General features: G+C 51.9%; 27 protein-coding genes. 18 read left to right on the forward strand and 9 right to left on the reverse strand.

Annotated features, from left to right (window positions below):
• Positions 1-120: 120 nt before the first annotated feature.
• From IE090_RS10495 to IE090_RS10535, 9 genes are all read left to right on the forward strand, one after another.
• Positions 121-843, forward strand: coding sequence for a riboflavin synthase subunit alpha (locus IE090_RS10495; RefSeq protein WP_189388336.1), 723 nt, complete (start codon positions 121-123; stop codon positions 841-843).
• Positions 843-1,559, forward strand: coding sequence for an HAD family hydrolase (locus IE090_RS10500; protein WP_189388337.1), 717 nt, complete (start codon positions 843-845; stop codon positions 1,557-1,559). The genes IE090_RS10495 and IE090_RS10500 overlap by 1 nt, the downstream gene beginning before the upstream one ends.
• Positions 1,560-1,584: 25 nt before the next feature.
• Positions 1,585-2,142 (forward strand): GrpB family protein, encoded by a 558-nt coding sequence (locus IE090_RS10505; protein WP_189388338.1) that lies wholly within the window; start codon positions 1,585-1,587, stop codon positions 2,140-2,142.
• Between the two features lie 201 nt (positions 2,143-2,343).
• A complete protein-coding gene (locus tag IE090_RS10510; RefSeq protein ID WP_189388339.1) occupies positions 2,344-3,987 on the forward strand; it encodes a methyl-accepting chemotaxis protein in 1,644 nt (547 codons plus the stop codon).
• A 105-nt stretch (positions 3,988-4,092) separates the two neighbouring features.
• The gene (locus IE090_RS10515; protein WP_189388340.1) at positions 4,093-4,680 is read left to right on the forward strand and encodes an HD domain-containing protein; all 588 of its coding nucleotides are present in this window, start codon (positions 4,093-4,095) and stop codon (positions 4,678-4,680) included.
• Positions 4,680-5,147, forward strand: a complete 468-nt coding sequence (locus tag IE090_RS10520) for an ASCH domain-containing protein (protein ID WP_189388341.1) — start codon at positions 4,680-4,682, stop codon at positions 5,145-5,147. The genes IE090_RS10515 and IE090_RS10520 overlap by 1 nt, the downstream gene beginning before the upstream one ends.
• On the forward strand, positions 5,144-5,674 hold the full coding sequence (locus tag IE090_RS10525) for a GNAT family N-acetyltransferase (protein ID WP_189388342.1): 531 nt from the start codon (positions 5,144-5,146) through the stop codon (positions 5,672-5,674). Before IE090_RS10520 ends, IE090_RS10525 begins: the two co-directional genes overlap by 4 nt.
• Position 5,675: 1 nt before the next feature.
• Complete coding sequence (locus tag IE090_RS10530; protein ID WP_189388343.1) at positions 5,676-6,227, forward strand: GNAT family N-acetyltransferase; 552 nt, start codon at positions 5,676-5,678, stop codon at positions 6,225-6,227.
• The gene (locus IE090_RS10535; protein ID WP_189388344.1) at positions 6,224-6,709 is read left to right on the forward strand and encodes a GNAT family N-acetyltransferase; all 486 of its coding nucleotides are present in this window, start codon (positions 6,224-6,226) and stop codon (positions 6,707-6,709) included. The genes IE090_RS10530 and IE090_RS10535 overlap by 4 nt, the downstream gene beginning before the upstream one ends.
• A gap of 4 nt (positions 6,710-6,713) precedes the next feature.
• On the opposite strand, the gene puuE is transcribed toward IE090_RS10535, so the two are convergent.
• On the reverse strand, positions 6,714-7,616 hold the full coding sequence (gene puuE, locus IE090_RS10540; protein ID WP_189388345.1) for an allantoinase PuuE: 903 nt from the start codon (positions 7,614-7,616) through the stop codon (positions 6,714-6,716).
• A 243-nt stretch (positions 7,617-7,859) separates the two neighbouring features.
• Here puuE and IE090_RS10545 point away from each other — a divergent pair, with 243 nt between their 5' ends.
• Positions 7,860-8,921, forward strand: a complete 1,062-nt coding sequence (locus tag IE090_RS10545; protein WP_189388346.1) for a lipin/Ned1/Smp2 family protein — start codon at positions 7,860-7,862, stop codon at positions 8,919-8,921.
• 43 nt (positions 8,922-8,964) lie between these two features.
• Here the strand turns inward: IE090_RS10545 and IE090_RS10550 are convergent, their stop codons facing one another.
• Positions 8,965-10,461: a protein adenylyltransferase SelO gene (locus tag IE090_RS10550; RefSeq protein WP_189388347.1), complete on the reverse strand. Its 1,497-nt coding sequence runs from the start codon at positions 10,459-10,461 to the stop codon at positions 8,965-8,967.
• A 1,189-nt stretch (positions 10,462-11,650) separates the two neighbouring features.
• Between IE090_RS10550 and IE090_RS10555 the strand changes: the two genes are divergently transcribed.
• Entirely contained in the window at positions 11,651-13,219 is a 1,569-nt protein-coding gene (locus tag IE090_RS10555; protein WP_189388348.1) for a P-loop ATPase, Sll1717 family, read from the forward strand.
• A 449-nt stretch (positions 13,220-13,668) separates the two neighbouring features.
• On the opposite strand, the gene IE090_RS10560 is transcribed toward IE090_RS10555, so the two are convergent.
• The 3 genes from IE090_RS10560 to IE090_RS10570 all read right to left on the reverse strand — a co-directional run bounded on the left by IE090_RS10560 (position 13,669) and on the right by IE090_RS10570 (position 15,905).
• Positions 13,669-14,250 (reverse strand): NnrU family protein, encoded by a 582-nt coding sequence (locus IE090_RS10560; protein WP_189388349.1) that lies wholly within the window; start codon positions 14,248-14,250, stop codon positions 13,669-13,671.
• A gap of 86 nt (positions 14,251-14,336) precedes the next feature.
• Entirely contained in the window at positions 14,337-15,326 is a 990-nt protein-coding gene (locus IE090_RS10565) for a histidine phosphatase family protein (RefSeq protein ID WP_189388350.1), read from the reverse strand.
• A 72-nt stretch (positions 15,327-15,398) separates the two neighbouring features.
• Entirely contained in the window at positions 15,399-15,905 is a 507-nt protein-coding gene (locus IE090_RS10570) for an NUDIX domain-containing protein (protein ID WP_189388351.1), read from the reverse strand.
• 274 nt (positions 15,906-16,179) lie between these two features.
• Here IE090_RS10570 and IE090_RS10575 point away from each other — a divergent pair, with 274 nt between their 5' ends.
• The 3 genes from IE090_RS10575 (at position 16,180) to IE090_RS10585 (ending at position 18,549) form a co-directional block, all read left to right on the forward strand.
• On the forward strand, positions 16,180-16,920 hold the full coding sequence (locus IE090_RS10575; protein ID WP_189388352.1) for a LuxR family transcriptional regulator: 741 nt from the start codon (positions 16,180-16,182) through the stop codon (positions 16,918-16,920).
• An 82-nt stretch (positions 16,921-17,002) separates the two neighbouring features.
• On the forward strand, positions 17,003-17,983 hold the full coding sequence (locus tag IE090_RS10580) for a hypothetical protein (RefSeq protein ID WP_189388353.1): 981 nt from the start codon (positions 17,003-17,005) through the stop codon (positions 17,981-17,983).
• Positions 17,984-17,994: 11 nt separating this feature from the next.
• On the forward strand, positions 17,995-18,549 hold the full coding sequence (locus IE090_RS10585; RefSeq protein WP_189388354.1) for a hypothetical protein: 555 nt from the start codon (positions 17,995-17,997) through the stop codon (positions 18,547-18,549).
• A gap of 131 nt (positions 18,550-18,680) precedes the next feature.
• On the opposite strand, the gene IE090_RS10590 is transcribed toward IE090_RS10585, so the two are convergent.
• From IE090_RS10590 to IE090_RS10600, 3 genes are read right to left on the reverse strand one after another with little or no spacing between them, the layout of a single operon-like run.
• Positions 18,681-19,796, reverse strand: a complete 1,116-nt coding sequence (locus IE090_RS10590; protein ID WP_189388355.1) for a lipocalin-like domain-containing protein — start codon at positions 19,794-19,796, stop codon at positions 18,681-18,683.
• Entirely contained in the window at positions 19,793-22,273 is a 2,481-nt protein-coding gene (locus tag IE090_RS10595) for an ABC transporter permease (RefSeq protein WP_189388356.1), read from the reverse strand. Before IE090_RS10595 ends, IE090_RS10590 begins: the two co-directional genes overlap by 4 nt.
• 38 nt (positions 22,274-22,311) lie before the next feature.
• Positions 22,312-22,980, reverse strand: a complete 669-nt coding sequence (locus tag IE090_RS10600; protein WP_189388357.1) for an ABC transporter ATP-binding protein — start codon at positions 22,978-22,980, stop codon at positions 22,312-22,314.
• A gap of 124 nt (positions 22,981-23,104) precedes the next feature.
• Here IE090_RS10600 and IE090_RS10605 point away from each other — a divergent pair, with 124 nt between their 5' ends.
• Together IE090_RS10605 and IE090_RS10610 are read left to right on the forward strand one after the other, a co-directional pair.
• Positions 23,105-23,575, forward strand: coding sequence for a DM13 domain-containing protein (locus tag IE090_RS10605; RefSeq protein ID WP_189388358.1), 471 nt, complete (start codon positions 23,105-23,107; stop codon positions 23,573-23,575).
• A gap of 131 nt (positions 23,576-23,706) precedes the next feature.
• Positions 23,707-24,534 carry a helix-turn-helix transcriptional regulator gene (locus IE090_RS10610; RefSeq protein ID WP_189388359.1) on the forward strand — a complete coding sequence of 276 codons (828 nt, stop codon included), beginning with the start codon at positions 23,707-23,709 and terminating at the stop codon, positions 24,532-24,534.
• Between the two features lie 74 nt (positions 24,535-24,608).
• Here the strand turns inward: IE090_RS10610 and IE090_RS10615 are convergent, their stop codons facing one another.
• Positions 24,609-25,199: a LysE family translocator gene (locus IE090_RS10615; protein WP_189388360.1), complete on the reverse strand. Its 591-nt coding sequence runs from the start codon at positions 25,197-25,199 to the stop codon at positions 24,609-24,611.
• 163 nt (positions 25,200-25,362) lie between these two features.
• On the opposite strand from IE090_RS10615, the gene IE090_RS10620 reads away from it, so the two are divergent.
• Both IE090_RS10620 and IE090_RS10625 read left to right on the forward strand, forming a co-directional pair.
• Positions 25,363-26,379, forward strand: a complete 1,017-nt coding sequence (locus tag IE090_RS10620; RefSeq protein WP_189388361.1) for a type I asparaginase — start codon at positions 25,363-25,365, stop codon at positions 26,377-26,379.
• Between the two features lie 14 nt (positions 26,380-26,393).
• Positions 26,394-26,720: a hypothetical protein gene (locus tag IE090_RS10625; RefSeq protein ID WP_189388362.1), complete on the forward strand. Its 327-nt coding sequence runs from the start codon at positions 26,394-26,396 to the stop codon at positions 26,718-26,720.
• Positions 26,721-26,724 lie beyond the last annotated feature (4 nt).

The following is a 26,724-nucleotide window of genomic DNA, read 5'->3' on the forward strand; positions in this document are numbered from 1 at the left end:
AGAAAGGCAGGAGAAGCCCCTCAACACACTGATCCACGCACATTTTGATCCTTGGCTGGTGTGGACCACAGCCCTGTAGCAAAATACGCACTCTGTCAGCATCTATTCCGTGGAGAAGTTATGTTTACCGGCATCGTGCAGTCCGTCGCCACCCTGGAAGACGTTCAAGACCACCAAGGCATTCGCACTTTTGTGATTCACTTTGAGCCCGGCTTTTGTGATGAACTAGAAATTGGCGCCAGCGTAGCGGTGGATGGCGTTTGTCTAACGGTGACGGAATTGCTGTCTGAGGTGCGGGTAAAATTTGATGTCATGCTGCAAAGCTTGAACATTACCACCTTAAGCCAATATCAGGCGGGCGATCGCGTTAATGTCGAGCGTGCGGCTAAAGACGGTGCTGAAATTGGCGGCCATCCGTTGTCGGGTCATGTCGATTTTAACACCGAGGTGCTGGACGTGCGCCAGGTAGAAGACAATTATTGCATTCGCTTTGCGTTGCCGGATGCCTGGAAGCGCTACATTTTTCCCAAAGGCTATATCGCCTTAAATGGTGCCAGCCTGACCTTGGCGGAAGTGGATAAACAGCAAGGTTGGTTTGAAGTCTGGTTGATTCCCGAAACCCGTCGCATGACGACCTTTGAAGATAAACAAGCTGGCAGCTTAATCAACGTAGAAATCGAGCGTGGCACCCAGGTGGTGGTGGATACCGTGCGCGATACCCTGCAAGAAAGCCTAGGTGAGCTAATGCCGCTGTTTGAAAAATTATTGCAACAGCAAGGCATCGATGTTGATTCACTCGGGCAGAGTGCCAAGGCCCTAGTGAAAAATAACAAGGAAGATTAATGCAGCCTGCAGCTGAGTCATCTGAACAACGCGCTGTACTATTTGATTTGGACGAAACCCTACTCGATCGCACAGCGTCGCTTAAGCGGTTTGCCCTTTGGCAGGCCACTGGCATGTTGCGCAACCAGATCAACCATGCCCAGCAGTTTTGTGATCGCTTTGTAGAGTTGGATGACAACGGCCGGGTTTGGAAAGATCGCGTTTATCAACAGTTGATCGACGAGTTTGCGATTCAAGGCTGGTCGATGCAGGAACTGCTGAGTAGCTACGAGTTGTGTTTTTCAGGCTTCTGCCAAGCAAAGCCGGGTGTCAGTACAGCGATCAAAACACTGCATCAACAGGGTTATCGCTTGGGCCTGATTTCTAACGGTAAAACACCGTTTCAAGAGCGTAACTTTCAGGCCCTAGGGCTGTGTGAGTATTTTGATGTGGTCATTGTCTCTGAAGCGGTGGAACTGCGAAAACCCGATGCGGCTATTTTTCAACTCGCTTGTGAGCGCTTAGATGTGCCTGTATCGCAGGCTATTTTTGTCGGCGATAATCCCATTGCCGATATTCAAGGGGCTCAACAAGTGGGTATGAAAACTGTCTATATACCGGGGTTTTTTGGCGAGCATTGCGCCGAGGCCGATGGCGTATGCTCGCACTTTGAGCAGCTGCCTGCACTTGTAAACGGGTTGTTTGAGTGTTTACCGCCCACTTTAACTGACAAATGACCAATCCAATTGAGTAGCAAGAAACATGACTCAGCGAATTATTACCGTGGTCGCAGCCAATCCGGCATGGCCACAAATGTTTAAGCAAGAAGCACAACGAATAACCGGCGCCCTAACGGCAAGTAACCTGTATGCCGTGCAGCACATCGGCAGTACCTCAGTGCCAGGGCTGGCGGCTAAGCCCATTATCGACATACAGCTGCAAGTGCACGACCTTAAAAAACTCGACGACGAGTCCGGCGCCATGCAGGGCCTTGGCTATGAAGTGAAAGGCGAGTTCGGCATACCGGGCCGGCGGTATTTTCGAAAAAGTAGCCAGCATCAGCGCACGCACCATGTACACGCATTCGAAGTGGACTCAAGCGCTGCCATCCGTCATTTAGCGTTTCGCGATTACCTAAAAGCTCATCCGTCTGTTGCGGAGGAATACGCCAAGTTAAAGCTGCAGGCGGCACAGCTGTGCAACAATGACATGGACTTCTATTGCGATTACAAAAATGAGTTTGTCCAACACCACGAAGCGTTAGCGCTTAATTGGTATCAAAGCGCTGTTAGCAGTAAGGTTAAGACTGAGCTCAAATGATTTGAGCACACCGCGCGGTGTCGACTTGTAAGGCGTTCATAGCGCACTTGCTGCGCCTCACCTATCTTCTTTGAACACTACAGGCATCGCTTAATACATTCCCATAGCGTAAAGCTATCAAGAGCATTATTCGTATAAGATCCCGCCTTGCTACTAAAGGTTAGCGTCTACACTAGTACTCACTTGCAAAGGGGGATGTGTATGTTACGCCAACTGACTTTGACTCAAAGGTTGATGTTCGGCTTTGGAGCGTTAATTGCTCTGATGCTCATGGTGACCTTGCTGAGTATTCAGCGTGTCAGTGTGATGGACACCGTACTGAATGAGGTTAACGATGAGCTTAGCCCTAAACAACGGGCGGCGATCAACTTTCGCGGCAGTGTGCACGACCGGGCCATCGCCCTGCGTGACCTAGTTCTAAATGAAAATGACGGTCAGCTAGGGCCGATACAGGCCGATATCCGCCGCTTAGAAGCGTTTTACGATGATGCCCGCGCCACGTTGGAGCGCCTGCATCAACAGCAAGCACCGGCAACGCAAGAGCAGCAACTGTTGCAAGCCATTCAACAAGCAGAAAAAGCCGCCATGGTGGCGACTGAAAAAGTAACCCAAGCGCGCATGCAAGGTAACTTGCCACGTAGCCGCGAGCTGATTTTATCTGAGGTCGGCCCAGCTTATAGCCAGTGGCTGAAAGTCATTAACAATTATATTGATGCGCAAGAAACCATGATTCGCTCTGGGGTTAAGGAGGTGCGCGGCATTGCCGATGGTTTTAGCATGACCATGATTGCTGCTCTGTTGTTAGCGGTGGTTGTCGGCGTAGTGATGGCCTGGGTCATTATTCGCAGTGTGCGCAACACTCTGGGGGCAGAGCCTGGCCAAGTAGCACGGGCCATTCGCGCTATGGCAGAGGGTGATTTAACCATTAATAACTATGCCGTGTTGGCGGGCAGTGTTATGGGCTCAGCACGACAGTTAACTCAGCAGTTAAATGAAGTTCTGGCTGAGGTGCAAACAGCCTCAGATGATGTGGCGTCAACTTCATCGAGCATGCAGCAGCAGGCTGGTAACAATGCCGAGTTAATCAATCGCCAGAGCAATGATACCGAGCAAATGGCGACGGCCATTACCGAAATGTCGCAGTCGGTGAGTGAGGTCGCCAGTCACGCTAAAGCGGCGGCCGACGCTGCACAAAAAGCTGATAACGAAGTTGACCGTGGCAACGATGTGGTCGAGCGCAATGCCAATATGATGTCACAGTTGGCACAACGGCTGGAGCAGGCCACTGAGGTGGCACAGCGGTTATCGGAGCGCAGTGGCAATATTGAAGGCATTATCGAAACCATTAACGCCATTGCCGAGCAAACCAACCTGCTGGCCCTGAACGCAGCTATCGAAGCGGCCCGAGCTGGGGAGCATGGCCGCGGTTTCGCCGTAGTCGCCGATGAAGTGCGCAACCTAGCGCAGCGCACACAAACCTCGACCGGTGAAATCAGCGAAATGATAGGCACTTTACAAGCCGATGCCGAAGAAACCGTTAAAGCCATGCGAGATAGCCAGCAACAAGCAAACGAAACAGCAGAGCAAACCCAAGAGGCACGCACCGCACTGCAGCAAATTCGCTCCGAAGTCGGTGAAATCTCGCATATGAACAGCCGCATCGCCGATGCCGTCAGCGAGCAAACGAAAGTGGCGGAAGAAATTAACTTTAATATCGGTCACATCAGTGAAGCCATGGCAGACATTGCTCGCTCAGCTCAGCAGACCGACGAGCAAAGTCAGCGTCTTAATGAGCTGGCGGCCGGGTTAAAATCACGGGTGGGATTTTTCCGACTTTCTTCTTGATCACGTCTTTTGCGTATATAAAGGCCCAGCTTGGGCCTTTTTATTTGCCTGTAATAACCCCTTGTTGTGGCATACTGCTCGTTTTGGGTAAACAGGAGCCGTGCTATGGCAGAAATACAGCAAATTCTTGATTTTGTCGTGGCGATTGAACAGCTCAAAGATGTGCAGCGCAAAACTAAGCCCGTTGGGCTGGAGCGCTATGAAAACTCCGCCGAGCACAGCTGGCACGCCTGTTTAACCGCGCTTTTATTTAAAGACTATGCCAATGAAAACGTCGATATTGAGCGGGTGATGAAGATGCTGTTAATTCATGATCTGGGCGAAATCGATGCAGGCGACACCATTATCTACGCCAGTGAAACCGTCGAAAATAAACAGCTAGAGCAGCAAGGGGTTGAGCGCTTATTGGCCTTGCTACCGGAGTCGATGCGCCAGCCACTGTTAGACTTGTGGATAGAATTTGAAACCGGTGACACAGCCGATGCCGTTTATGCTAGGGCCATTGATCGTGTACCGCCGCTACTTCACAACCTGCACGGTGATGGCCACAGTTGGAAGCAACATGGTATTAGCTTAGAGCAGGTATTGGCGGTTAATACTCGCATTGGCAAAGGCAGCGATGCGCTTTGGCAAGTGATACGACCCAAGCTAGAGCAAGCGGCTAACGATGGCCTGATGAAAAAAGAGAGATGATGAATAACCTTACACCCGAGCAACACGAATTTGTTACTCGCTACCTAACTTCACTGCCTGAAGCGGAGCAAGCAGTACAAATATTCGCTGAGCACTTTTGCGCCGATGAATATAACGCCAATGAATGCGCTCGGCTGATCAATATTGGCCAAAAGACAGCCACCTGCAGTTTAAAAGCGGCGTATGAGATCGAACATGAGCCGTTACCGGCTGTGGGGCGCTTAACTCTGGTACTGAACTGGAGCCAGCAGCCGGTGTGTATTATTCGCACCAGTAAGGTCACTATTTGCCCTTTTAATCAAGTGGAGCCAGAGTTTGCGGCAGCAGAAGGCGAGGGCGATGGCAGCTATGAATGGTGGCGCGATGCGCATATGAAGTTCTTTAGCCAGTATGCCGAGGAAGTGGGCACCGAGTTTAATGAAGACTCTGAGCTGGTATTAGAGCATTTTGACAAGGTCTATCCATGACAGTGGTTGTTCGAACGGCAGAGCAGCATGATGCTCAGGCTCTGATTGATTTGTTCCAAAAACTGGATCAAGAAACACAGTTTATGCTGTTTGAGCCGGGCGAGCGGCCCACCTCTGTAGAGGATCAAACCCTGGCCTTGCAGCGTTTTAATCAAAGTCATAATCAACGCATGTTTGTTGCGGAACATGACTCTGAATTGCTGGGCTTTGTGGCTTGCATCGGCAACCCGTGGCAGCGTAATTGCCATGTCGCTAACTGTGTGATTGGTGTGAGTCAGGCCTGGGCGGGTCAGGGCATTGGCACACAATTGATGATGCATATGCAAGCCTGGGCGGAAAAGCAAGGCTTGCAGCGTTTGGAGCTGACCGTGATGGAGCACAACCTGGCTGCCATCGCTTTGTATCAGCGCATGGGCTTTGAAAAAGAAGGCCTAAAGCGTGGTAGCATAAAAATAAAGGGCAACACCATTAATGAATGGCTGATGGCAAAGCTCTTATTGCCATCACAGATCAGCATCAAGGAATAGAATGTTTAGCAAGATAGTCGATGACGAAATCACCTTAGCACTGGTTCAACCCAGCTTTGCCAAAGAATACTGGGTGATTGTTGAGCAGCAGCGAGAGTATTTATCACAGTGGCTGGCTTGGCCGCAGTTGGCAGACGGTGAAGCCTTTTTTCTGACGTTTATTAAAAGCTCACTGCATGATTATGCCGATGGCAAATCGTTAACCTGCGCCATTCTGTATTTAGGGCAAGTGGTCGGCAACATCAGCTTTAACAGCATCAACCATGGCCTTAAAAAAGTCGAAATTGGCTATTGGCTGCGTCAAGACTACCAGGGCAAAGGCATCGTGACTCGAGCCGTGGCCAGCTTAATCGAGATAGCATTTAACGAGTTGGCCATGCAGCAGGTACAAATCTCTGCGGCCGAAGAAAATCTGCCAAGCCGTGCGGTGTGTGAGCGCTTAGGGTTTGCTCTGGAAGGCATTATCAGCCGGGCAGAAAACCTTAACGGCCGAGTGGTCGATCATGCTGTTTATGGCTTAAGCCGTAAGCGCTGGCTGGAGGAGCAGCAATGAAGGTTCGCCCCTTGCAAGAGGGGGATGCCGATGCCTTGTATCGCATCTATTTAGAACCGGATGTGTTGGCCAATAATGCCTATTTGCCGTCTATGTCACGCTCTGAGTTTGATAATCTGTTAAGGCAGATGGCACACAACTTTGTGGCCTGCGATGACGATGGCAATGTAATGGGGCATTTATGCATCCGCAATGCCGCCAAGCCCAGAATAAAACACATCGCCTCGTTTGGCTTGGCAGTATCAAGCAGTTATCGACGACGCGGTGTGGCTCGGCTATTAATGCAGCATCTACTGGATTTTTGTTTTAATTGGCTAAATATTCTTCGTGTCGAGCTGTCGGTACATGCGAATAATGACGGCGCCATCGCATTATACCAATCTTTCGGCTTTGAACTTGAAGGGCGGCAGCGCCAAGCCGTTTATGTCAACGGCTCATACTTAGATACACTGTCCATGGCGCTGCTGCGTAGTGACGTTTAAAGAATCAGGCTGCCGGGTGATATTGGTGCCAGTGGCGGGCAATATCGGCGCGCCGACACACCCAAACCTGATCGTATTGTTGGATATAATCCAAAAAGCGAATCAGCGCCGCCGCGCGCCCTGGCCGACCGACTAAGCGGCAGTGCAGGCCAATACTGAGCATTTTGGGGCTGTGTTCGCCTTCGGCATAGAGCACATCAAAACTGTCTTTTAAATACTGAAAAAACTGCTCGCCGCTATTAAACCCCTGGTTGGTGGCAAAGCGCATGTCGTTGGCATCTAGTGTGTAGGGCACCACCAAATGCGGTTTGCCATTTTCTGTCACCCAATAAGGCAGCTCATCGGCGTAGCTGTCGGCGTCGTATAAAAACTCGCCTTCTTCGCATATTAGGCGGCGGGTATTGGGGCTCATGCGACCTGTGTACCAACCCTCTGGGTAGCGCCCGGTAAGGCGTTTATGAATGTCCAGTGCTTGGCGAATGTGCTCGCGCTCAACGTCTTCTGGCACGTACTGATAGTCGATCCAACGCAGGCCATGGGAGGCAATTTCCCAATCGGCTTGCAGCATGGCATCGACCACCTCGGGGTTGCGCTCTAAAGCCATGGCCACACCAAACACCGTCACCGGCAAGCCACGCTCAGTAAACAGCCGGTGCAGCCGCCAAAAGCCAGCACGAGCGCCATACTCGTAAATAGACTCCATGTTCATGTGGCGCACCCCTGCCAGTGCCTGGGCGCCGACGATTTCGGATAAAAACGCCTCAGAAGCGGCATCACCGTGCAAAACACAGTTTTCACCGCCTTCTTCATAGTTGATAACAAACTGCACCGCGATGCGCGCCTGGTTGGGCCAAGCAGCATGCGGCGGCGTTTGGCCATAGCCAAGCAGATCGCGGGGGTAAGTCATGATGTAATCCTGTCTAATTGGTCAGTTTATTGTGGTGTGTTCGACGGCGGCTGTACAGTGATTGTGCCCGCTTTGTCCATTTGCGTCAGCCTGACGAACTGGCTCACTTGGCACTTGAAGACCAGAGCATACTCGATTGAACTGAAGACGCTGACGCATAACTGTCATCAATTTTTAATGCATAACATGCAGGTTACTGAGCCTAGCAACCAGTCATTTTCACTCATAAAAAAAGAGGTCTTTATGTCTCGCTTCTCACTACGAAAATCCCTGTTGAATACAGCCGTCTTTGCCGCCATGTGCGGCTTGGCGGTGTCAGCCTGTGCGATGACCAACCCCAAGGATGTGGGTGATGCAAATGGCGACGATATTGACGTTATTAACGATGGCGTAATCGCTTGTACCGACTATGCCGCAGTGCAGCAAGCACCTGAGTTTAACTTTCCGCAACAGCAGGATTTCACGCATTTTGGCAATCGCCTACTGGCCTTAGATAAACCCTTTCATATGGGCCATGACAAAATCGTCAGTGCCGGCCAAGCCACCTCGCTGGTGGGTAAGTTCGACTACGGCGCAGTATTTCATAAAGACCTAGAAGGTGAGCCCGTACAGGCATTTTTGACTGGCACCGGTAAAGACGATTGGCAGTACCTAGGTCAGTTCACCACCAATGATGATGGCAAAATTTTTGTACCGGTAGATGGCCAGCAAGAAGGCCAATATGTGGTACGCATGGTGGTGCTGGGCGATTTAAGTTACACCGACGTGTATTTAACCGCCGTTGAGCCGGGCCGCAAAGCCGTGGTATTTGATATTGATGAAACCCTGACCAAGAGCGACCTGGAGCAAATTCTGGATTACACCGGCATCGAAGCGGCAGATCCGCGTCCGGCGGCAGGCCAGCTGGTGCAGGAATACATCGATCGCGGTTATCATCCGGTATTCGTCACCGCCCGCACTTATTGGTACGCCAAAGGCACTCGTCGTTGGCTGCGTGACACATTAAATCTGCCAGACTTTACCCTGCGCACTACCTTTGCCAATCAGCAAGGCTTGTTTGAAACCGCGCAGTACAAAACCGAAGTCATGCAGGCCATGCAAGATGCCGGTGTTGAGTTTGTGCGTGCTTATGGCAATGCCGATACCGATGCCGAAGCCTTTGCCAATGTTGGTATTCCACTGTCAGAGACTTACATGATTGGTAAAAATGCCGGCATTAATGGTACGCAAGCCATCACTGCTGAAGGCTATCAACAGCATATTGCCGATGTGGTATTAAACACGCCGCACAGTGGTTGTCAGTAATATTAGCGATCACACGATAACGGGCGCTTAAGCGCCCGTTTTTTTAGGTACCGCAAAATGTTTTTAAAACCTTCTCGCCCTCGGCCGGTGGTTGCTGGTAGGCAAGGCGCTCTGGCTGTTCATCAAACGGCTGAGTAACAATCTCGAGTAGCTTATGAAACGGGCGTAAATCGCCGTCTTCTTCTGCGGCTTTAATGACCTCAGCGACTCTGTGGTTGCGTGGAATATAGGCCGGGTTAGTGGCCAGCATTTGCTGTTGTTGCTGCTCAGGTAACAGTGCGTCTTCCGCTTGGCGCTGTTGCCAGCGCACATGCCAGTCGTTAAATAGTTCCGGGCGATTAAACAACTCAGCTACGTTGCGATAAGCATCGCTGTTTTCATCCTCGCCACAAAGCCAAGATAAACGGCGGAAAAACAAGGTGTAATCCACCTCGCCTTGCTCCAGTAGAGCTAATAGGTCATCTACTAAGGCGCTGTCACCATCATGCTCTGTGCTCAACCCCAGCTTGCGACGCATGCCATTCAGCCAAGTGTTCTGATGGAACTGCGAATATTGCTCCAGGCATTCAGTCGCCAGCTCTACCGCCGTTTGCTCATCGTCGCTGATTAATGGCAATAATGTTTCGGCTAGGCGCGCCAGGTTCCACTGGCCAATGGCGGGCTGATTGTGAAAGGCGTAGCGACCGCCACGATCAATGGAGCTAAACACCTGGTCTTTGCGGTAGGTGTCCATAAAAGCGCAGGGGCCATAGTCGATGGTTTCGCCGCTCACCGTCATATTATCGGTATTCATCACACCGTGAATAAAACCCAACTGCATCCAGTGAGCAATCAGCTCTGCTTGGGCTGTGCATACGCTGCTTAATAATTCTAAGTAAGGCTGCTCGCTGTTTGCTGCTGGCGAGCAAAGAACCTGAGGAAAGTGTCGCTCAATGACATGATCGGCCAAGGTCTTTAACGCATCGAGATCGCGGCGCAAAGCAAAATATTGAAAGGTACCCACACGAATATGGCTGGCGGCAACGCGAGTAAACACCGCACCAGGCTCTAGCCGCTCGCGCACCACCGTTTCACCGCTGGCGACCGCCGCCAGGGCGCGCGTGGTGGGCACACCGAGAGCGTGCATGGCCTCGCACAATAAATACTCGCGCAATACCGGCCCTATGGGTGAGCGGCCATCACCACCACGCGAAAACGGTGTGCGACCGCTGCCTTTTAATTGCATATCAAAGCGCAGCCCCTGGTCATTCACCACCTCGCCTAACAGCAGCGCGCGGCCATCGCCCAATTGCGGGTTTAACTGACCAAACTGATGGCCGCAATAGGCCATGGCGATAGGCTCAGCGCCTTCGGGCAGGCGATTGCCCGCAAACCACTGTGCCAGCTCCTCATCGCTGGCTTGGCGGGTGTCAATGCCCAGCTGCTCGGCTAAAGCACTGTTAAACGCGATTAACTGTGGCTCAGCCACCGGCGTTGGCTGAGTGGCGGCATAAAAGTGCTCGGGCAAGCGGGCGTAGCTATTGCGAAAGGGAATCTGCATGGCCTAAACCTGAGTAAAACAGTCAGGATAAAGGTGGGGGAGGGGGCTGTCTAGGTGTGGGTAAGTATTGCGCTGAGCCACAGCTTTCTTATTGCTGCGATGGCAGCAGACTCCCTATTTTCGTTATTGTGATCGCTGAAAAATCCTATGTCCTCCTTGAGGGATCTTATCCCTCACGCCGGACGGGCGAGCTCCCTGCTTTGCGCTGCGCAGGCCGTGAATCCTGAGTTGCCAATGCTGTGGTCGCCGCAACGCCAACAGCCTGCATCCCGGCAGGATGTTGGCTGGTGCTGCCGTCCGGGCAGCCCCTGCGGGCACAGCCATAGCCAACTCAGGCGGCCTGCTAAGGCGCGGAAAACCAGGGCGCAAGAGCGAGTTCAGAGCTGAGGTTGGATGTCTTGGTTATGCTCCGTGCCGCTTACAAATAGTAAGTGAGCATTTGAGTCGGGCTCGCGTATGAGCGATTTTCAACGCTAAATCCTATGTCCTCCTTGAGGGATCTTATCCCTCACGCCGGACGGGCGAACTCCCTGCTTTGCGCTGCGCAGGCCGTGAATCCTGAGTTGCCAATGCTGTGGTCGCCGCAACGCCAACAGCCTGCATCCCGGCAGGATGTTGGCTGGTGCTGCCGTCCAGGCAGCCCCTGCGGGCACAGCCATTGCCAACTCAGGCGGCCTGCTAAGGCGCGGAAAACCTGGGCGAGAAACCGAGAGCTGAGCGGCTAGCCTTAGGAAATGGAGTGGGTGTCCGGCTTGTTACTGCCTGCTAAGGCGCAGAAAACCTGGGCGAGAAACCGAGAGTTGAGCGGCTTGCCTTAGGAAATGGAATAGGTGTCCGGCTTGTTACTTGAGACTCAATGTAAAGAGACACTGTTTATATAACCAGTATATTTTTTAGAGTAACAAAAAGCTGGCACGTTTTTCCGGTCCGCTTGCCTGTGTTCCCATAGGGTGGTAGCTTAAATACTTGATAAATCAGTGAGTTAGCCGTTGAGCACCAGAACTTTGAGGCGTGGATAGTAGGCAAGCACGTTTTTCCAGGAGGGAATGTGAAAGAAAGGAAGATATCCAGCTGAAAATCAATAGGTTGGCAGAGACAGCTCGAATGGTTCTAGCTGGAAAAACAGGCACGCACACTATTAAACTGTTATGCGTCTGAAAAATAGACTACATCACTAAAGGAGTTGAATATGGTCTTTGGCCAACTTTCAAGAAATAGAAAGGGCGTAAATGGAAGTGTTTTTCTTGGCTCTCCTGAAGCTGAGGCTGAAGCCTTACCTAATTCTCGTATGCCACTGTCTAAGGTATATGAAGACCATTGCGACCTTATTGGAGCATTGGCAAATGAGAAGTTTATTGTAGTTGGCAGAAAAGGGGCCGGAAAAAGTGCTTTTGCAGAGCATATATGTTCTATAGCAGAAGATCAGGCTAATTTATTTGCAAGGTTTATTCGTCAAGGAGAATCCAATTTAGAGCAAATAGTGCAGCTAGGCATAGAAAATGGCCATGAGATAGAAAAAGAAAACCTATATAAGTGGCTTATATTGACGAATGTTTTAAAGATGTTTTCTGACAACCAAGCTGCACAAAACGCTAAGGAATATGACCTCCTTAAACACTTTATATCTAAGAACTCAGGATATATCGATATAAGAGAGTCGGAGGTCAAAGAACTTATTAGAAAGCAAGGCTTTGATATAAATATTAATTATTTGAAGCGTTTTTTTACCAGCAAGATGAATAAGAGCTTAGAGATAAGACAGGAAAAAGCTCCGTTTTACAAGCTAATACCGCACCTAAAAGAGGTCTTGTTAAAAGTTCTTAAAAGTCATTCTGAGCGAGAGAATAACAATAGCTACGTTCTTTTTTTTGATGACTTAGATATCGTTTTCGATGCAAACAATGAAAGTACCGTTAATTCACTAATTTCTCTACTCCGTGTATCAAAAGAAATTAATAACGAGTTTTTCGCCAAGAACAATCTTGATTCAAAAGTAGTTATCCTTTTAAGGGATGATATTAGTAAAAATGTTGCATCTGCTACCTCTGACACTGCAAAAATATTTTCTTCTTACTCGGTTCCTATAAATTGGTATCAAGATGAATATCACGGTGGAGATGATGAGCTCCAATTGAATATTCGAAAGTTCATTAATAAACGGATAGGTTTCGCCTTTAGTGATGAGGTAATTGATGTAAATTCTATGGACCCTTGGCTTTCATTGGTGGAAGATCCTTTTGGAGGAGCTCAGGATTCTACAAAATCTAGCTTTAAATATATTCTAGATCATACGTTCTTTCGTCCACGAGACCTGTTGCTATTTTTTAAGCCGTTATCTCAGCATAAATATAAGTTCCCTCTGTCCAAAGTTGACGTTAATCATCTGATAGGACGATATTGCGAAGAAGTGGTAAATGAGATTAAAAATGAATTTTCGTGCTTTTATTCATCCGAGCAAATAGCAACAATATTTAATGCCTTTGGCGAAATTAGTTCGGAACTTAAAAACCCTAAGTTACGATCTATAACCTACCAAGACGCAATATCTATTATTAACCGCAATTGCTCTGGCGTGTCAGCTAGTGAATTGATTGAAGACATGTTCTATAGGTCTTTGATTGGAGGTATGGGTGATAATGGATACGTTTATTTTAAGCATAGAGAACCAGCTACTGATGTCTATGAGTTTAACAAGACACAGGGTGTGATTATTCACAGTGCTCTGAAGGTTTATTGCTCAAACAAGGGTTATGCATAACAAGGCAATGAACATGGACTTGGGTAAAGCGTCATCTTTTTTGTGCCAAAAAAGCCGCCTCTTATACCCAAGCCAGTTATCGCGGCGTTACATTCTTAAAATACACAAACGAGAAATACACAAACGAGACACCCACCCCTGCTCCCCCTGCTCTAAGCGCGTTCTTGCGATCAGGTTTCCCGCGCCTTAGCAGGCCGCCGGAGTTGGCAATGGCTGTGCCCGCAGGGGCTGCCCGGACGGCAGCACCAACAAAAGGCCTACAAGGACGTAGGCTTTTTGTGTTGCGGCGACCACAGCATTGGCAACGAAGGATTAACGGCCTGCGCAGCGCAAAGCAGGGAGCTCGCCCGCCCGGCGTGAGGGATAACCTCAAAGAGGGCATAGGGGGTGGCGTTTGAAAGCTATTTGCACCGCTCTTATTTAACGCTCCCCCAAAAGGCCAATAACTCCTACCCCCCAAACGGCGCCACGCCAATTAACCAAACATGCCCCACCATGGCAAAGGCCGCCCAGGCCACTAGACCAAGCACCACAGCGATGGCATCGCGAGCTATACCAACAGCCGGGTATTGTTTGCCAGCGGCGCGGTCACGCTTGTGCAATACAATAAAACCAAACACCGCCCAGGCCAAAAAGCCGCCAAATAGCAGCACATCGTGCAGGCCACCATTGGCCAATAAATGCGCCAGTGCCCATACCTTGGTCGCCAGTAACATAGGATGGCCAATACGGGCTTTGATATGTGTGCCAGGCACATAGGTGGCCAGCAACAAAATAAAGGCGGGTAGGGTAATCAGTGCGGCGAGGTGGCGTGTCCAGGTGGGTGCTAACCACAGCCAGGTGGGCTCCATCCGTGCCATGGCATAGCCTTTTACCAATAAAACAAAGCCGATAATCGAGGCCAGCGCATAAACGCCTTTCCAGGCCAGTGGCCCATATTGTTGGATTTTTTGCTCACGCCAGTGCGGCGCCAATAAATTAGTCGAATGCACGCCTAAAAAAATGATCAGGCCGGCGACCAATAACATCATAATTTTTCTCTCTTATCGTTATCACGGTGCTGTCACTGTAGCGCTTTACTGGCCGCGCTAACACGACCCATGTGAGCCGCCGATGGTCAGCGGCGGCGACGCTGTTGCTCTTGGTGCTGTAGATACTGCAATAGTGGAATCCAGTAGTCATCATCGACCCAGTCCGCCGCTTGGTGTAAGGGCACCCAGCGCCGTTGGCGTTGCTGCTGTTGTTGTTGCGGCCAGGGTTCGTGCTCGATGCTGACCTCCAGGCTAAAAACCTGAATATGGCAATTGCCGCCCCATTTATGAATATCAATATCGCTGACTGGGGTCGGCGGGCGACTGCTTTCAACCCCGGCTTGCTGCAAGGCCAAGGCGGCGGCGCTGTCGTCCGCAAATTGGCCCGCTGGCCCCTGGCATAGGGTCCATTTTTTATCGCCTCGGCTGCGAACTAACAAAACTTCGCTGCCTAAGGGTTGGCGGCGCAAAGGAACCACGGCGACTTGTGAATACCAATAGGCGGGTTTGGGTCGCCACTCTAGCCCTTGGCCGCTACGAAAAGGGAACTCGCGCGGCAATTCACGCGCACGCACCAGCTGCTTGAGCTGCGTTTGTTGTAATTCGGGCAGTTGCTGGTGTGGCAATAATTTAAACCAGGCCAGACTGGCGGTGGGCATCAACTTGTTGTCTGCAGGATAGGGCGGCGCTGTATCGCACAGCTGTTCGATCAGCTGCTCCAATCCAGGGTTGTGGCCCACCAGTAACGGCCGCTGCGGCACGGCCGTCGGCGTGTCTGCCAGGCGTTCAGCCAGCACCTCTAATAGGGTGGCTGGGGTGGCCATATACAAGCGTTGATCTAAGCTAATGCGCCCTGGGCTAATGCCCATGGCCTTGGCGCACCAGTGGGCGGTTTGCTGCGCGCGGGCGGCGTGAGAGGCAATGATGCTGGTGGGAATGCACTCGTGCTGCCACAGCCAGGCGCCAATGCGCTCGGCGTCGCGGCGGCCACGTTTTTTTAGCGGCCGGCTGATATCTGGGCAGTGCTCAGGCCAGGCGGACTTGCCATGGCGTAGCAATAAAAACTCGTGACTCATGCTGTCTCCCTGTCATTGGCCACGGCCGATGGTACGTGAGCCAGCACAGGTTAGCACTCAGTGGATGGCGGGTCAGCTATTCGGGTCGTCGTGGAAGGCGCCAACATAAGCGGAGGGTGCGGCGCTTATGTTGGCTAAGCGCTCGAGTAAATAAGGCTCTGCCAAGTACACATCGTGTAGAGCGTCAATGGGTACCCACACCACAGATTGCTGGTGACGATCCGGCTCTGGGCCATTTTTCGGGGTGTAGTTGCCTTTGAGTTCGCATTGAAACACGTGATCGATAATGTGTCGGTAAACATCTTTGCAGCCGCTGCGTTTACGGTAATAGTCTGCCACCCACAACATGGGGCCAATGTTAACTTTGGCTGACAGTTCTTCTTTGCATTCTCGGACTACCGCCTGTTCGAGAGACTCGTCGGCCTCTTGCTCGCCGCCGGGCAGGCCAAAGTATACGCCTTTTTCTGGGCTGTATTTTTGCACCATCAGCAGTTGATCGCCTTGCTGAATAAACGCGCGTACCGTTGTACGCAGCTGGGGTTGCAGTTGAATCGGAACCCGGGAGTCAGATAACAACATGGTCCTCACGCTCCTTATGACAGTTTTGTGACAAAGGATCAGGATATTGATCCTGAAGATCGCTCTCAAATCGGCGCGGACCGATGAGCATTAATATCAGGCAGTCTTATCAATTTATCAGTGTTGGGGCGACTTGCCATTCAAACTTGGTGAATGTCTGTCAAGAAAGGTCGGGTAGGAAATGTCGCGATGCGACACTCTCTGATGGCTGCGGTGCCGGTAAGATTCAATGCCGGAAACAATAATTCTTACATACGTTAGGGACGGTACAGATATGAAGGCCGATTGGTTGGAGCCTGCCTATCAGTTGACACAAGGGCAGAGTTTGGAGGAGCGACGTCAGCAGGTCAGCAATGCGCTGGCAAATGTCGGCTTTGATCAGTGTCTGTTTGTGCCTCTCCCTGGGTGTTTGCAATCTGCGGAATTAGATATAGAGCGATACTGGTTCTCAACTTTTGATAGCGACTGGTTAGATTATTATGCCCGCCAAAACCTAGTAGCCAATGATGCGCCGTTGAAGCATTGCCTAAGCGGTCAAGACACACCCTACTTATGGCCAAGCCGAGGTGTTTCATCTGGGTTATCTCGGTCTGAACGGAATGTATATCAAGAAGCTCGCAGTGCTGGGTTGATCAGTGGTGTCACACTTCCTTGTCGCAACTCGTTGGGAGAGGTGGGCGTTGTGAGTGTGCGCTTTGCAGGAACGGAAAGCGACTTTCTTCCACTGTGGCAGGCTCATCAAAAAGATATCCTTCACTTGCTATATGCGGTTAACGATGCGCTATTCGAGTCATCACGACAGTGCTTAAGTCCTGCCATATATTATCCAATCACTCGCCGAGAGCGCGAGGTGCTGCAGTGGCTGGCTGCTGGGCTGACATACGATGAAGTGGCAAAGCAACTCATGATTGGTATCAGCACGGTACGTAAACACGTGGCTTCTGGCTTGCAGAAGTTGCAAGCGCGCAATACCACGCATGCCGCAGTATTGGCAGCACGTTGGGGATGGCTGTAACACTGGGTTAGAAAATGGGTTGATCAACCCATGGGCGCATCATGCTGCTATGGATAACCTGCCCTCAAAAAAAGGAGAGGTTATGCGCATAATCTTAGTTTTAATGCTGGCAGCGATATTAGCAGGCTGCGGTGGTAGCGGTGGCTCGGGGTCTTCGGAGCAAAGCTCTACACAAGCCCTGCAGCAAGGCATTTGGTTTCCCTGCGAGTTGGGTATGAATGATGGCTGCTCAATACTTGATGATGATGGCTTGCAATTTATGCAAGACGGTACAGTGAAATCTATTGAATTAGCTGATTATCATTGTCCGATTACGGATTATGGTAATTGTTTTCACCAACAACAAGATTTAATTGATATTAATGCTCGAATTAGTGGTCAATTTCAGTTTAATGGCTCGGATTTAACCTTTGGGTTTCAGCTGAACGGTGATTCTTGTCAGACGCACTACCGCTTGCGGACGCTAGATGATCAAGTTGATAGCTTTACCGTAGTAACAGACCAGTGTCTTGGTTTTACTGCTGGTGAGACTTACTACATGCGACGCTACACGGGTGATGTCACACTTGATGGTGTGCCTTATATAAGCAGTAGTCGAGACACGGTAGCCGGTGATGACTCTGGCTCAGATGGTAATTCAGGGGACGAACCTGGAAATATACCTGATTCCGATAACACCGAATTAAATAGTATTTTAGTCGGTGGCGTTTGGGCTACCTGTGAGCAAGGACTTCAGGACAACTGCCGACTATTGGACACCGATGGTATCAGTTTTCTGGAAGCTGGTTTGGTCCACGGATTCGAAATGGAAGATCGATGCCCCGTTAATAATTTCGGTGGATGCTTTGATCGCACCCAGAGTGGCGTTGGCTCTCAATTTATCGCAGCAGGGTTCTATCAAGTATCCGGGAATGAAGTATCGATTTTCGTACCCTCGATTGCCTGCGAAGCAAAATATCGCTATCAGATTATTGATTCCAATACTATGGAATATCTTGTACTGGCTGATAGCTGTTTTGGAGAGGCTGTTGGTACTACCGCTTACACACACCGTTATTGGTAAAGGAAAGCAATATGAAAAAATTTCTCGGTATTTTTTATTTTTTTATTGCTCAGGTAGCGCAAGCGAATGATGCCCCTACTCTACTCATCCAGGGAGGTTTGGGACTTTCACACATGGGAGGACTGCCGGAGCATTATACGACAGAGCGTGTGGGGGCTGTTTTACCTCTTGAGCTTAAGTTTGAATTAACGCCCCACGTGTATGCGGGAGTAAATTATTTGCTGGACTCTCATGGTTACACGGATGCCGGAGACGGAGAAATCGATCGCAAGATTGATTCACGAGTACGCTTCGTAGATTTAACGATCAAAGGTGATGCGATTGGTCGTGTATCTCCTTATGGGTTTGTTGGCCTAGGGCGTGCAAGAATGATTGAATATGGAGGCGAATACGGTGGCGCGGCCGTCGACATTGTGGACGATGTGGAGTTGCTGGGTGCAGGTTTGTTTTTCGGTATGGATGGTGCTGGTTCCTATCATGCATTGGAACTAAGCAGTGTTTTTTACGATCGTTCTGAGCTGGTGAGTACTCATCTGGTTTATAAATATGGCTGGCGATTTGACTGAGTTTTTTGACCAGTTTTTTGATTAAGATTTTTGAGTCACGGTGCTCTTAGCCACAGTTTTGCTGCGGCTAAGAGCTTCTGCTCGTGAACATGCCAAGCCATAGGATGTCTCAGGTGAGCCCTTCAGGCATCTTAATACCCCGTCATTTCCAAATAGCCGACGCCCACGGCTTGTTTATTGTCGAACACCTGTACCGGCCCTTCCCAGTAGGGGAATAAAGTATCCAGCCAGGCATTGGCGGAGCGGGCTTTAATTTGCCACTGACGTTTTAACGTTGGCAATGACAGTTGCCAGCCGGTGGGAATGCGTTTTTCGCCTTGGGCGGTATCAATAACGTCAAACCCCGTGGGCGTTAGTTGAATATCATCGCTATTTAATGGCGTGACCTTGTGCTCGGGCGTGATCCAGCTGCCGGAATAATAATGTTGCTCCGTATCGCTGTGGCGTAGACGAAAGGCCATCAGTTTATGGCCGTCGGCCAGTTGCAGTGAAAACCAATCCCAACCGCTTTGATTTTCTGCCAACGGCTGTGAGCTCCATTCGCGATCGAGCCAACCCTGGCCCGTTAATGCGACGCTATCGCCAGTACGGGGCTGCCACTGGCCAACAATATTGATGCTGGGCTGGCTGTAATAATAACTGGCCTGACCTTGCTCGGATTTTTGGCTAAAGCCTTGCTCGCCGTGCAATACCCAAGGCTTATTGCTGCTGAGTTGCAGTGTGAGCGGCTGGCCCTGAATACTAAGCGTTAATTGGCCCGGCAGTGGTGACGGGCCATCCCCCAGCCACTGCCAGTCGTCCAACCAGGCGTCAAATACAGGTTGTGATTGCACACCGGCCTGACCAATGCCGCCGCGGGCAAAGCGTTCTTCGTACAGGTGTTTATCGCCTTGGCTAATAGCGGCGTGCGCCATCCAGCTTTGGCCACTGGCCCAAGGCGAGGCATGTTCTAGGCCCTGTTGCTGAGCAAACAGCGCCTGGCGAAAAAGAGTAAAGTGCACACCATAATGTTGGCCGTTGGCACCCTCGAGGTTGGCGGTTAAGTACCACCATTCGATGCGAAAATCCGGGTGGGGGCCGTGATCCTGCGGAAAGTCTAATGTATAGCCCGGCACTACCGGCGCAAACTGGGCGGCACCGTCGCCATCGCGCAATACCTGATAAACGTCATTTGCCTGTTGGCCATAGCCAGGCCCAGCCCACAGCAATAACGCCAGCACTGGCACTGAGCAAAACCACTGCTTCATTCGTCGGCCCCCAATTGCTTTAACGCATAAGGTAGACGCTGGCGCACTTGCAAGGCGGCGATGGCAAAGGCGATAGCGGTTACACCCAAACACAACAGCGCCAATAGCAGCGCAGGTCGGCCTTGCCATTGCAGCGGCATGGTCCAACCAAACGACAACACGTTGATGTCATGAATCAATAACCAGGCCAGCGCGCTGCCCAGGGGAATGGACAATACCCAGGTGAGCATTAAGCACAGTGCCAATGGCACCGCCGTGAGTTGCAGCCACTCGCGCCAACTTACTCCCATAGCACGCCAGTGGGCATAGTGCGGTAAACGCTGCTGATGAATCGCAAGCAAGGCGGCCAATAAGGCGATACCGGCAACGGCAAAGGTCAGGGTATTGATGGCAGCCGTCATGGCAAAGGTGCGATCAAAAATCCGCAGCGAAAGCTGCAATATGGCGCGGCGATCGATCCAATCACCCGGCTGGGCACCGGCCTCAACTAACGCCTGTTCGACCTCTGTCATATTGGCGTCTTCATCTAGCCACAGTGCCAGCCCTTGAGGCTGTGCATTCGGCCACAGCTGTGCCACGCGCTGATAAGGCAGATAAAACTGAAAATAGGGGTTGCCATAATCGTAGTAAAAACCGGCAAGGGTAAAGCGCTGTTGCTCACCATTGCCAAGCGGCAAATAAATAACATCGCCGAGCTGTTTACCGGCTAGGTGTTGCACTTGCTCATTGGCCAAAATGCCGTCGTCAGGCCAAGCTGCGCCGCCTTGTGGATAACTCTGGCTGGCCATGGGCAGCTGTTGCACATCGGGCGCGCTGGGGTCGAGGCCGCGAATCAGAGTCGGGCGGCCTTGCCAGCGCAGACGCAAACCATTGCGCTCATGGCTATCCAGCAGCCAAGCGTATTGGCTGAGCTGGTGGGCATCGAGCTGCTCGCTTTGCACGTAGACATCGGCAGCAATGCGTTGCTGCAGCCAGTTATCCAACGCTTGGCGAAACGAGCCGACCAGATTATCGACGCCAAAGTTGGCGGTGAGTGCCAGTAGCATGGCCATCAGCGCCGGGCGCAGCGGCCCTAGTTGAACTTGCCCTTCTGCCCAACACCATTGCGCCAGCCCAGGCTTGGCGTTTTGGCTAAGCCAATGCAGACACTGGCTTGCCAGCCAGGGCAGCAGCCAGGCGCCAGCAAACAACAGTGCCGCCAACAAGGCAAAGCCATGAGCGAGTGAATTAAGCCAGGGGTAAGACAGCAGCGCTATTGCCAGCAAAACTGCGGCGCTGATGGCTAGGCGGCGTTGACTGCGCTGTTCTTGCTGCAACACGTCTACGCCTTGGCGCTGCGCCAGCACGCCCTGGCGGCTGCGCTGCCATAGCGGCCATACCAAGGCCATCAATAGCCCAACACTGGTGAGCAGCCAGGCCTGCAGCAATACCTGAGGCTGTAGCAATAAGCGCTGATCCAACACGGCGCCATAAAGATGTTGCAGGGTTGCCGCGACGGCGGGCAGTAATAACTGGCTTAGGCCAAAGCCCGCAGCCAGCCCCAGTGCGGTGCCGATTAAGCTCAGGGTAAAACCCTCCAGCACAATGGCGCTGGTGAGTGTGCGGGCGCTCACTCCCAGTTCACGCAGTGTGGTCAATGTGCTGGCGCGGCTGTGCAGGGCAAAGCGCACGGCGTTAAACACAATAAACAGGCCAACGGCAAAGGCCAGCAAGCTCATGGCGTTGAGGTGAATGTGCAAGCTGGCGGTCAGCTCGGTTAAATCTAACGGTTGCTGATTGCTGCGACGTTTGAGCTGGGGGGCGTATTGATTAAGCCATTGATCCAGCCGCTTAAGTTCGGCGGGGTCAATGGCCCCGACGGCCAAATAGCTGAGATGGGTTTCGCCCAAGGTGATGGCCGCTGCACCTATGTCCATAAACAGGCGTTGGCCTTGGCGTGGCTGGCTATCAGTCACGGCCGGTGGCAGCTGGCGGCCATCGCGCAGGGTTAATCGTTGCCCGGCCTGTAATGGCAGCGAGTTGGCCAGGCTGGCGGGCACCCACACGGCGTAAGGCGGCTGGCTCAGTTGTGACCAGGCGCGCATATCGACGCGGCTATTGCTCTGCTCTTGGGTTGGGCTTGTGCGGCTGGCGCTCATGGCCATTAAATCCGTGGCAATCAGCGTCAGTGGCTGGTTGTCTAGCGTGCTCAAGCGCAGCTCTAGCACTGGGTAGACTTGGCGAAACCCGGCGCGGCGCAGGGCGACATAATCGCTTAACGCCACCCTGCCATTGGGGGCTTGAATCCAATGGCTGGCCTGAGCGTCGAGTAGCTGGTCGGCCTCGGCATAGCTGGCGCGGGCATGGGCATTAATGATGTGCACTGCCGACCACAGGGCCACGCCGGTAATCAGGCCGAGCAGTAAAAACAGCGTTTGGCTGGGGTGGCGGCGATAATGGCTAAGCAGTGTTAGCCAGCTCCATAACAACGATCTCATAGCAGCGATCTCACAACAGCAACCTCATAAAAACGGCTTCACGCTGACAGCTCCGCTTCTAATCGGCCATGCTGCAGACGCCAGCTGTGATCGCAATAGGCGGCCATGGCCGGGCTGTGGGTGACCATCAGCAAACTGCTGCCGTTATCGCGCACCAACTGACTGAGCAGCTGCATCACTTGCTGGCTGGTGTTTTCATCCAGATTGCCGGTGGGTTCATCGGCCAATACCAAAGCAGGGCGGTGCAGCAGGCTGCGGGCGATGGCCACGCGCTGTTGTTGGCCCCCGGACAGCTGCTGCGGCAAGCGTTTGAGTAGCGGCCCTAAGCCAAGTGTTGCAATGAGGTGCTGGCGAAAGTCATCGTCAAGGTTGCCTGTTAAACGCGCTTGCAGTGACAGGTTGTCGAACACAGAGAGGGTCGGGACCAGATGGTATTGCTGAAAAATCAGGCTGAGTTGAGTGCGGCGCAATTGATTAAATTGCTCATCACTGAACTGATGCAGTGGCTGTTGTTGCAGCCAAATTTCACCACCGTCGGCGCGATCTAAACCAGCAATTAAGTGCAATAGCGTGCTTTTACCGCTGCCGCTTTCGCCCAGCAGCGCCGCCGACTGGCCAGCTTCCAGCTGCAGCGATGCTTGCTGCAACACACTGACCTTGCCGTCGGGCTGATCAAAACTTTTATTCAGTTGGTTAATGTGCAGCATAAACACCGGCTTCCAGCGACTGTGCTGTCATTGTCACCTGTTCGCCCAGGCATTGCCACACTGTAAGAATCTAGAAGCTGTGGCGACTCAACAGCAACTACCCATTTGACTGGAGATTACTGCATTGAAAAAGTTAATCACGCTGCTGCTTAGCCACGGCCTAGTGGCGGTATTCGCCTTTGCTGCGGGTATTTATACCCTGCCGATTTTGATTGCCGAGGCGCCTCCGAGCGCAGAGCTTTGGCAGCAACGTGAGCAGCAGGTGGTGTATCGCACGGCATTTGATCATCAGCGTCAAGACAGCGATTGGCTGCATCGCGGCCAGGGTGAGGTGCTGGTTGGGCGTGATTTTGTTTCGTTTCAGGGCTCGCTGTCGCCAGGGCCAGATTATCGCTTATATTTCTCGCCCGAGTTTGTCGAAACCGAGGCCGACTTTTTACGCTTAAAAGAGCGCATGCTGAACGTTGGTGATGTGCGCAGCTTCAACGGTTTTGATGTGCGCTTTAATGCCATCGACTTGCAGCGTTACAACAGCGTGATTGTTTGGTGTGAATCGATGAATCAGTTTATTACCTCAGCTCAGTATCGCTTTTAGCCAAGAGCGAGCAAAATAGCTCACGCTATCTTTAGGGTGTTGAACCCTATAAGCTTGCTGGGCAATTGTCTGTGCTTAGTTCGCTGTTATTGGTATCGGGTGACAGCACAGGAGCAAAGTAGCTTTTTACTATGAAAGACCAACATATTTTCTGGCGCGATGAGCGCTTGCCTCACGTCGAGTTACGTTTGGTTAAAGAGGGGCGCAACGTTTGTTATGCACCGCATAGCCATAGGCAATGGTCGATGGGCGCCATTATTAATGGCCACAGCAGCTTTGATTACCGTGATCAGCAGTTCGATATACACAGCGGCGATTTGGTATTGATGAACCCTCAATGGGTGCACGTTTGCAACCCCATCAGCGATGCTTGGGGCTACTGGATGTTGTATGTCGATACTCCTTGGTTGGTGCAGCTACGCGCGGAACTAGGCCAGCTGTCAGGTGAGCAGTGGCAGGATATCGACACGGCGGTGATTGCCGGCCCTTCGCTGTGGTTTGAGCGCTACCAGCAAATGGCCAATATTTTAATCGACGAGCAAGGCGAGCTACTGGACAAAGCCTCGGCCTTGTTGGAGTTTTTGTCCGACTTATTTTTGTATTTGGCGCAGAAGCCCGAACCTCAGGTTGAAACCCATGCGCCTGCGCCGCAAGCCTTGAATCAAGTTGCGCAGCAACTGCAACACGCGCAGGAGAGCGCTCCCACATTAGCCCAGTTGGCCCAGCTTGCTGGTTGCAGTGAAGGCCATTTGGTCCGGGCTTTTAAACGTCAGTTTGGTCTGGCGCCGCACGCTTATTGGTTGGACCAGCGCATCCAGCAGAGCAAAGTATTGTTACGCCAAGGCTTGAGCATTGCGGAGGTGGCGCTAGCATCAGGCTTTACAGATCAGGCGCATTTTCAGCGTGTATTTAAAAAGCTCACAGCCGCAACGCCAGGGCAATTTATGCGCCGGCGCTGATGCCTTATCACCCTTGCGTTTTAGGGCTGGGCGAGTGTGTGCCGAATGGGGGGGGGGGGCAAACGGCAGCTGCCCTAAACCAATAAAGCGCCGCAACTGGCCGCTAATAACAGGCCGAGGCTACGGTTAACCCAGCGCAGCTTGTTGGGCTGTTGAATATGGCGGTGCAAAAAACTTCCCGCTGCCAGCCAGCAGCCAATAGAAAGCCAGCAAATCGGGGCGTAGATGGCGGCAAAGATCCACACCAGGGTTGCGTCCCCGTTGGCGGTGTAAGCGCTAATGCCTGCCGCCGATGCCAACCAAGCTTTCGGGTTCAGCCATTGCATTAAGGCGCCGGTAAAAAAGCCGGGTTGATGTGTTTTTTCTTCTAAATCCAGATTGCCATTGCTAATAAACAGCTGAAATGCCAAATACAACAAAAATGCGATGCCGGCCCAGCGCAGAACGGTGTTGAGCAAAGAGAATTGTTGCAGCAAGGTGTGCAAGCCAAAGCCGATGGCAATAAATAAGGCAGTAAAACCCAAAGCCGCGCCAGTGACGAACCATAACCCTGTGCGCAGCTGACGCCTTATGCCATTGCTTAAGCTCACTAAGTTAACCGGGCCTGGCGAAATTGAGGCGGCTAGGGCAAAACTGGCCATAGATAGCCATAGTGTGGTTGTCATCGAAGTTCTCCTGTCAAATACGCTCCAGAGTGTGTCTATTTGGCAGACGTGTGTATTGAACAAAACTGACCTTTTTCTGGCGCAAGTGGCCGCAACGCTGTGTGCTCACCGAGCATGATATACTCGCTCAATTATTGATTTACTCAGCAGTGAGGCCTAGCTCGTGAATACTAAGCGCATCGCTATTCTTTATACTGGCGGCACCATAGGAATGCAGCCCAGTGACAACGGCTTAATACCGGCTGCAGGCTATCTGACTTCGCGCTTACAGCAAGAACCAAGACTGCAGTCTGGCCAAGTGCCGGCCTACGACTTGGTGGAGTATGAGCCGCTGTTGGATTCTTCTGATATGGAACCCCACCATTGGCAGCAAATAGCCGAAGATATCGCTCAGCGCTACAGCGATTACGATGGCTTTTTAGTCCTGCATGGCACGGACACTCTGGCTTACACAGCCTCGGCGCTGTCGTTTTTATTACCCGGCATCGATAAACCCGTCATTGTTACTGGCTCACAGCTGCCGTTGGCGGAGCCACATAGCGATGGTCATGACCATATCGTCGAAGGTTTGATGTTGGCGGCCAAGCCTGCTTGTGCCGGCGTTAATGTGTTGTTTCATCATAAATTGTTGCCTGGTAATCGGGTGACCAAAAGCTCGTCTGTGGCGCTAGGGGCATTTACTGCGCCTAACGCAGCGCCCGTGTGGGTGATGGATGCCAGCTCTGGGCCTTCGCCTCTCGACGTCAAAACCCAGCCGGGGCTGGCACCGCAAGTGCCGCCACTAAAGCCCTGCCGCATTGGCGTGTTAACCCTCACCCCGGGCATGCCCAAAGCGATGCTGGTGCACTTTTTCAATCAGCCTTTAGATGCAGTGATTTTGCGCAGCTACGGCGCTGGCAATGCGCCTCAGCAAGCGGATTTTATGCGTTTAATTGAGCAGGCCTGTGAGCAAGGCACGGTGGTGGTGAACTTAAGCCAATGTGACCACGGTGGTGTGGCCATGGGCACCTACGCTGGCGGCAGTGCCCTGGCACGTGCGGGAGTTATTTCGGGCGGCGATATGACGCTAGAGGCGTGCTACAGCAAACTCGTGGTGCTGCTCAGCCATTACGACAGCGTCGATATTATTCGCGAGCGCATGCAGCTTAACTTGGCTGGAGAGCTGACCCAACGCGATTAAGGGAGAACGACGGCATGATGTCGGCACTGGCAAAGAAAATCGACTGGTACCAGCAGCCCGAGCGGCGACGATGGAAGCAGCTTTGGCATGCTGTGGAGCTAGCTCTGATTGGGCTGTGTGCCGCCGCCGTTGTGGTGACGGTTGCTGTTTATGCCAGTGGCCCGGGCCAATTAGTGTTGTGCGCTTTTTCTGCGGCGATCGCCATATCAGCCTGGGCTTTGGCCATCAATGTGGGGCGTGGCAATGATTTGCTGCGTTGGCAAATTTTAGCCATGACTCTGGGGTTGGGTGCTGGCATGGGGTGTGCGGCGCTGGCTGGCATTAACCTGCTATTTGGTTAAACGC

The organism is Bacterioplanes sanyensis (assembly GCF_014652515.1).
Classification (GTDB): domain Bacteria; phylum Pseudomonadota; class Gammaproteobacteria; order Pseudomonadales; family Oceanobacteraceae; genus Bacterioplanes; species Bacterioplanes sanyensis.

Bases quoted from the DNA above. Each gene is read 5' to 3' on its own strand.
- IE090_RS10585 (WP_189388354.1), top strand. From the start codon at position 17,995: ATGAAAAAATTTCTCGGTATTTTTTATTTTTTTATTGCTCAGGTAGCG.
- IE090_RS10505 (WP_189388338.1), top strand. From the start codon at position 1,585: ATGACTCAGCGAATTATTACCGTGGTCGCAGCCAATCCGGCATGGCCA.
- IE090_RS10550 (WP_189388347.1), bottom strand. From the start codon at position 10,461: ATGCAGATTCCCTTTCGCAATAGCTACGCCCGCTTGCCCGAGCACTTT.
- IE090_RS10520 (WP_189388341.1), top strand. From the start codon at position 4,680: ATGAATAACCTTACACCCGAGCAACACGAATTTGTTACTCGCTACCTA.
- IE090_RS10555 (WP_189388348.1), top strand. From the start codon at position 11,651: ATGGTCTTTGGCCAACTTTCAAGAAATAGAAAGGGCGTAAATGGAAGT.
- puuE (WP_189388345.1), bottom strand. From the start codon at position 7,616: ATGACTTACCCCCGCGATCTGCTTGGCTATGGCCAAACGCCGCCGCAT.
- IE090_RS10575 (WP_189388352.1), top strand. From the start codon at position 16,180: ATGAAGGCCGATTGGTTGGAGCCTGCCTATCAGTTGACACAAGGGCAG.
- IE090_RS10610 (WP_189388359.1), top strand. From the start codon at position 23,707: ATGAAAGACCAACATATTTTCTGGCGCGATGAGCGCTTGCCTCACGTC.
- IE090_RS10565 (WP_189388350.1), bottom strand. From the start codon at position 15,326: ATGAGTCACGAGTTTTTATTGCTACGCCATGGCAAGTCCGCCTGGCCT.
- IE090_RS10515 (WP_189388340.1), top strand. From the start codon at position 4,093: ATGGCAGAAATACAGCAAATTCTTGATTTTGTCGTGGCGATTGAACAG.
- IE090_RS10510 (WP_189388339.1), top strand. From the start codon at position 2,344: ATGTTACGCCAACTGACTTTGACTCAAAGGTTGATGTTCGGCTTTGGA.
- IE090_RS10525 (WP_189388342.1), top strand. From the start codon at position 5,144: ATGACAGTGGTTGTTCGAACGGCAGAGCAGCATGATGCTCAGGCTCTG.
- IE090_RS10545 (WP_189388346.1), top strand. From the start codon at position 7,860: ATGTCTCGCTTCTCACTACGAAAATCCCTGTTGAATACAGCCGTCTTT.
- IE090_RS10495 (WP_189388336.1), top strand. From the start codon at position 121: ATGTTTACCGGCATCGTGCAGTCCGTCGCCACCCTGGAAGACGTTCAA.
- IE090_RS10570 (WP_189388351.1), bottom strand. From the start codon at position 15,905: ATGTTGTTATCTGACTCCCGGGTTCCGATTCAACTGCAACCCCAGCTG.
- IE090_RS10560 (WP_189388349.1), bottom strand. From the start codon at position 14,250: ATGATGTTATTGGTCGCCGGCCTGATCATTTTTTTAGGCGTGCATTCG.
- IE090_RS10625 (WP_189388362.1), top strand. From the start codon at position 26,394: ATGATGTCGGCACTGGCAAAGAAAATCGACTGGTACCAGCAGCCCGAG.
- IE090_RS10535 (WP_189388344.1), top strand. From the start codon at position 6,224: ATGAAGGTTCGCCCCTTGCAAGAGGGGGATGCCGATGCCTTGTATCGC.
- IE090_RS10600 (WP_189388357.1), bottom strand. From the start codon at position 22,980: ATGCTGCACATTAACCAACTGAATAAAAGTTTTGATCAGCCCGACGGC.
- IE090_RS10580 (WP_189388353.1), top strand. From the start codon at position 17,003: ATGCGCATAATCTTAGTTTTAATGCTGGCAGCGATATTAGCAGGCTGC.
- IE090_RS10590 (WP_189388355.1), bottom strand. From the start codon at position 19,796: ATGAAGCAGTGGTTTTGCTCAGTGCCAGTGCTGGCGTTATTGCTGTGG.
- IE090_RS10530 (WP_189388343.1), top strand. From the start codon at position 5,676: ATGTTTAGCAAGATAGTCGATGACGAAATCACCTTAGCACTGGTTCAA.
- IE090_RS10615 (WP_189388360.1), bottom strand. From the start codon at position 25,199: ATGACAACCACACTATGGCTATCTATGGCCAGTTTTGCCCTAGCCGCC.
- IE090_RS10500 (WP_189388337.1), top strand. From the start codon at position 843: ATGCAGCCTGCAGCTGAGTCATCTGAACAACGCGCTGTACTATTTGAT.
- IE090_RS10595 (WP_189388356.1), bottom strand. From the start codon at position 22,273: ATGAGATCGTTGTTATGGAGCTGGCTAACACTGCTTAGCCATTATCGC.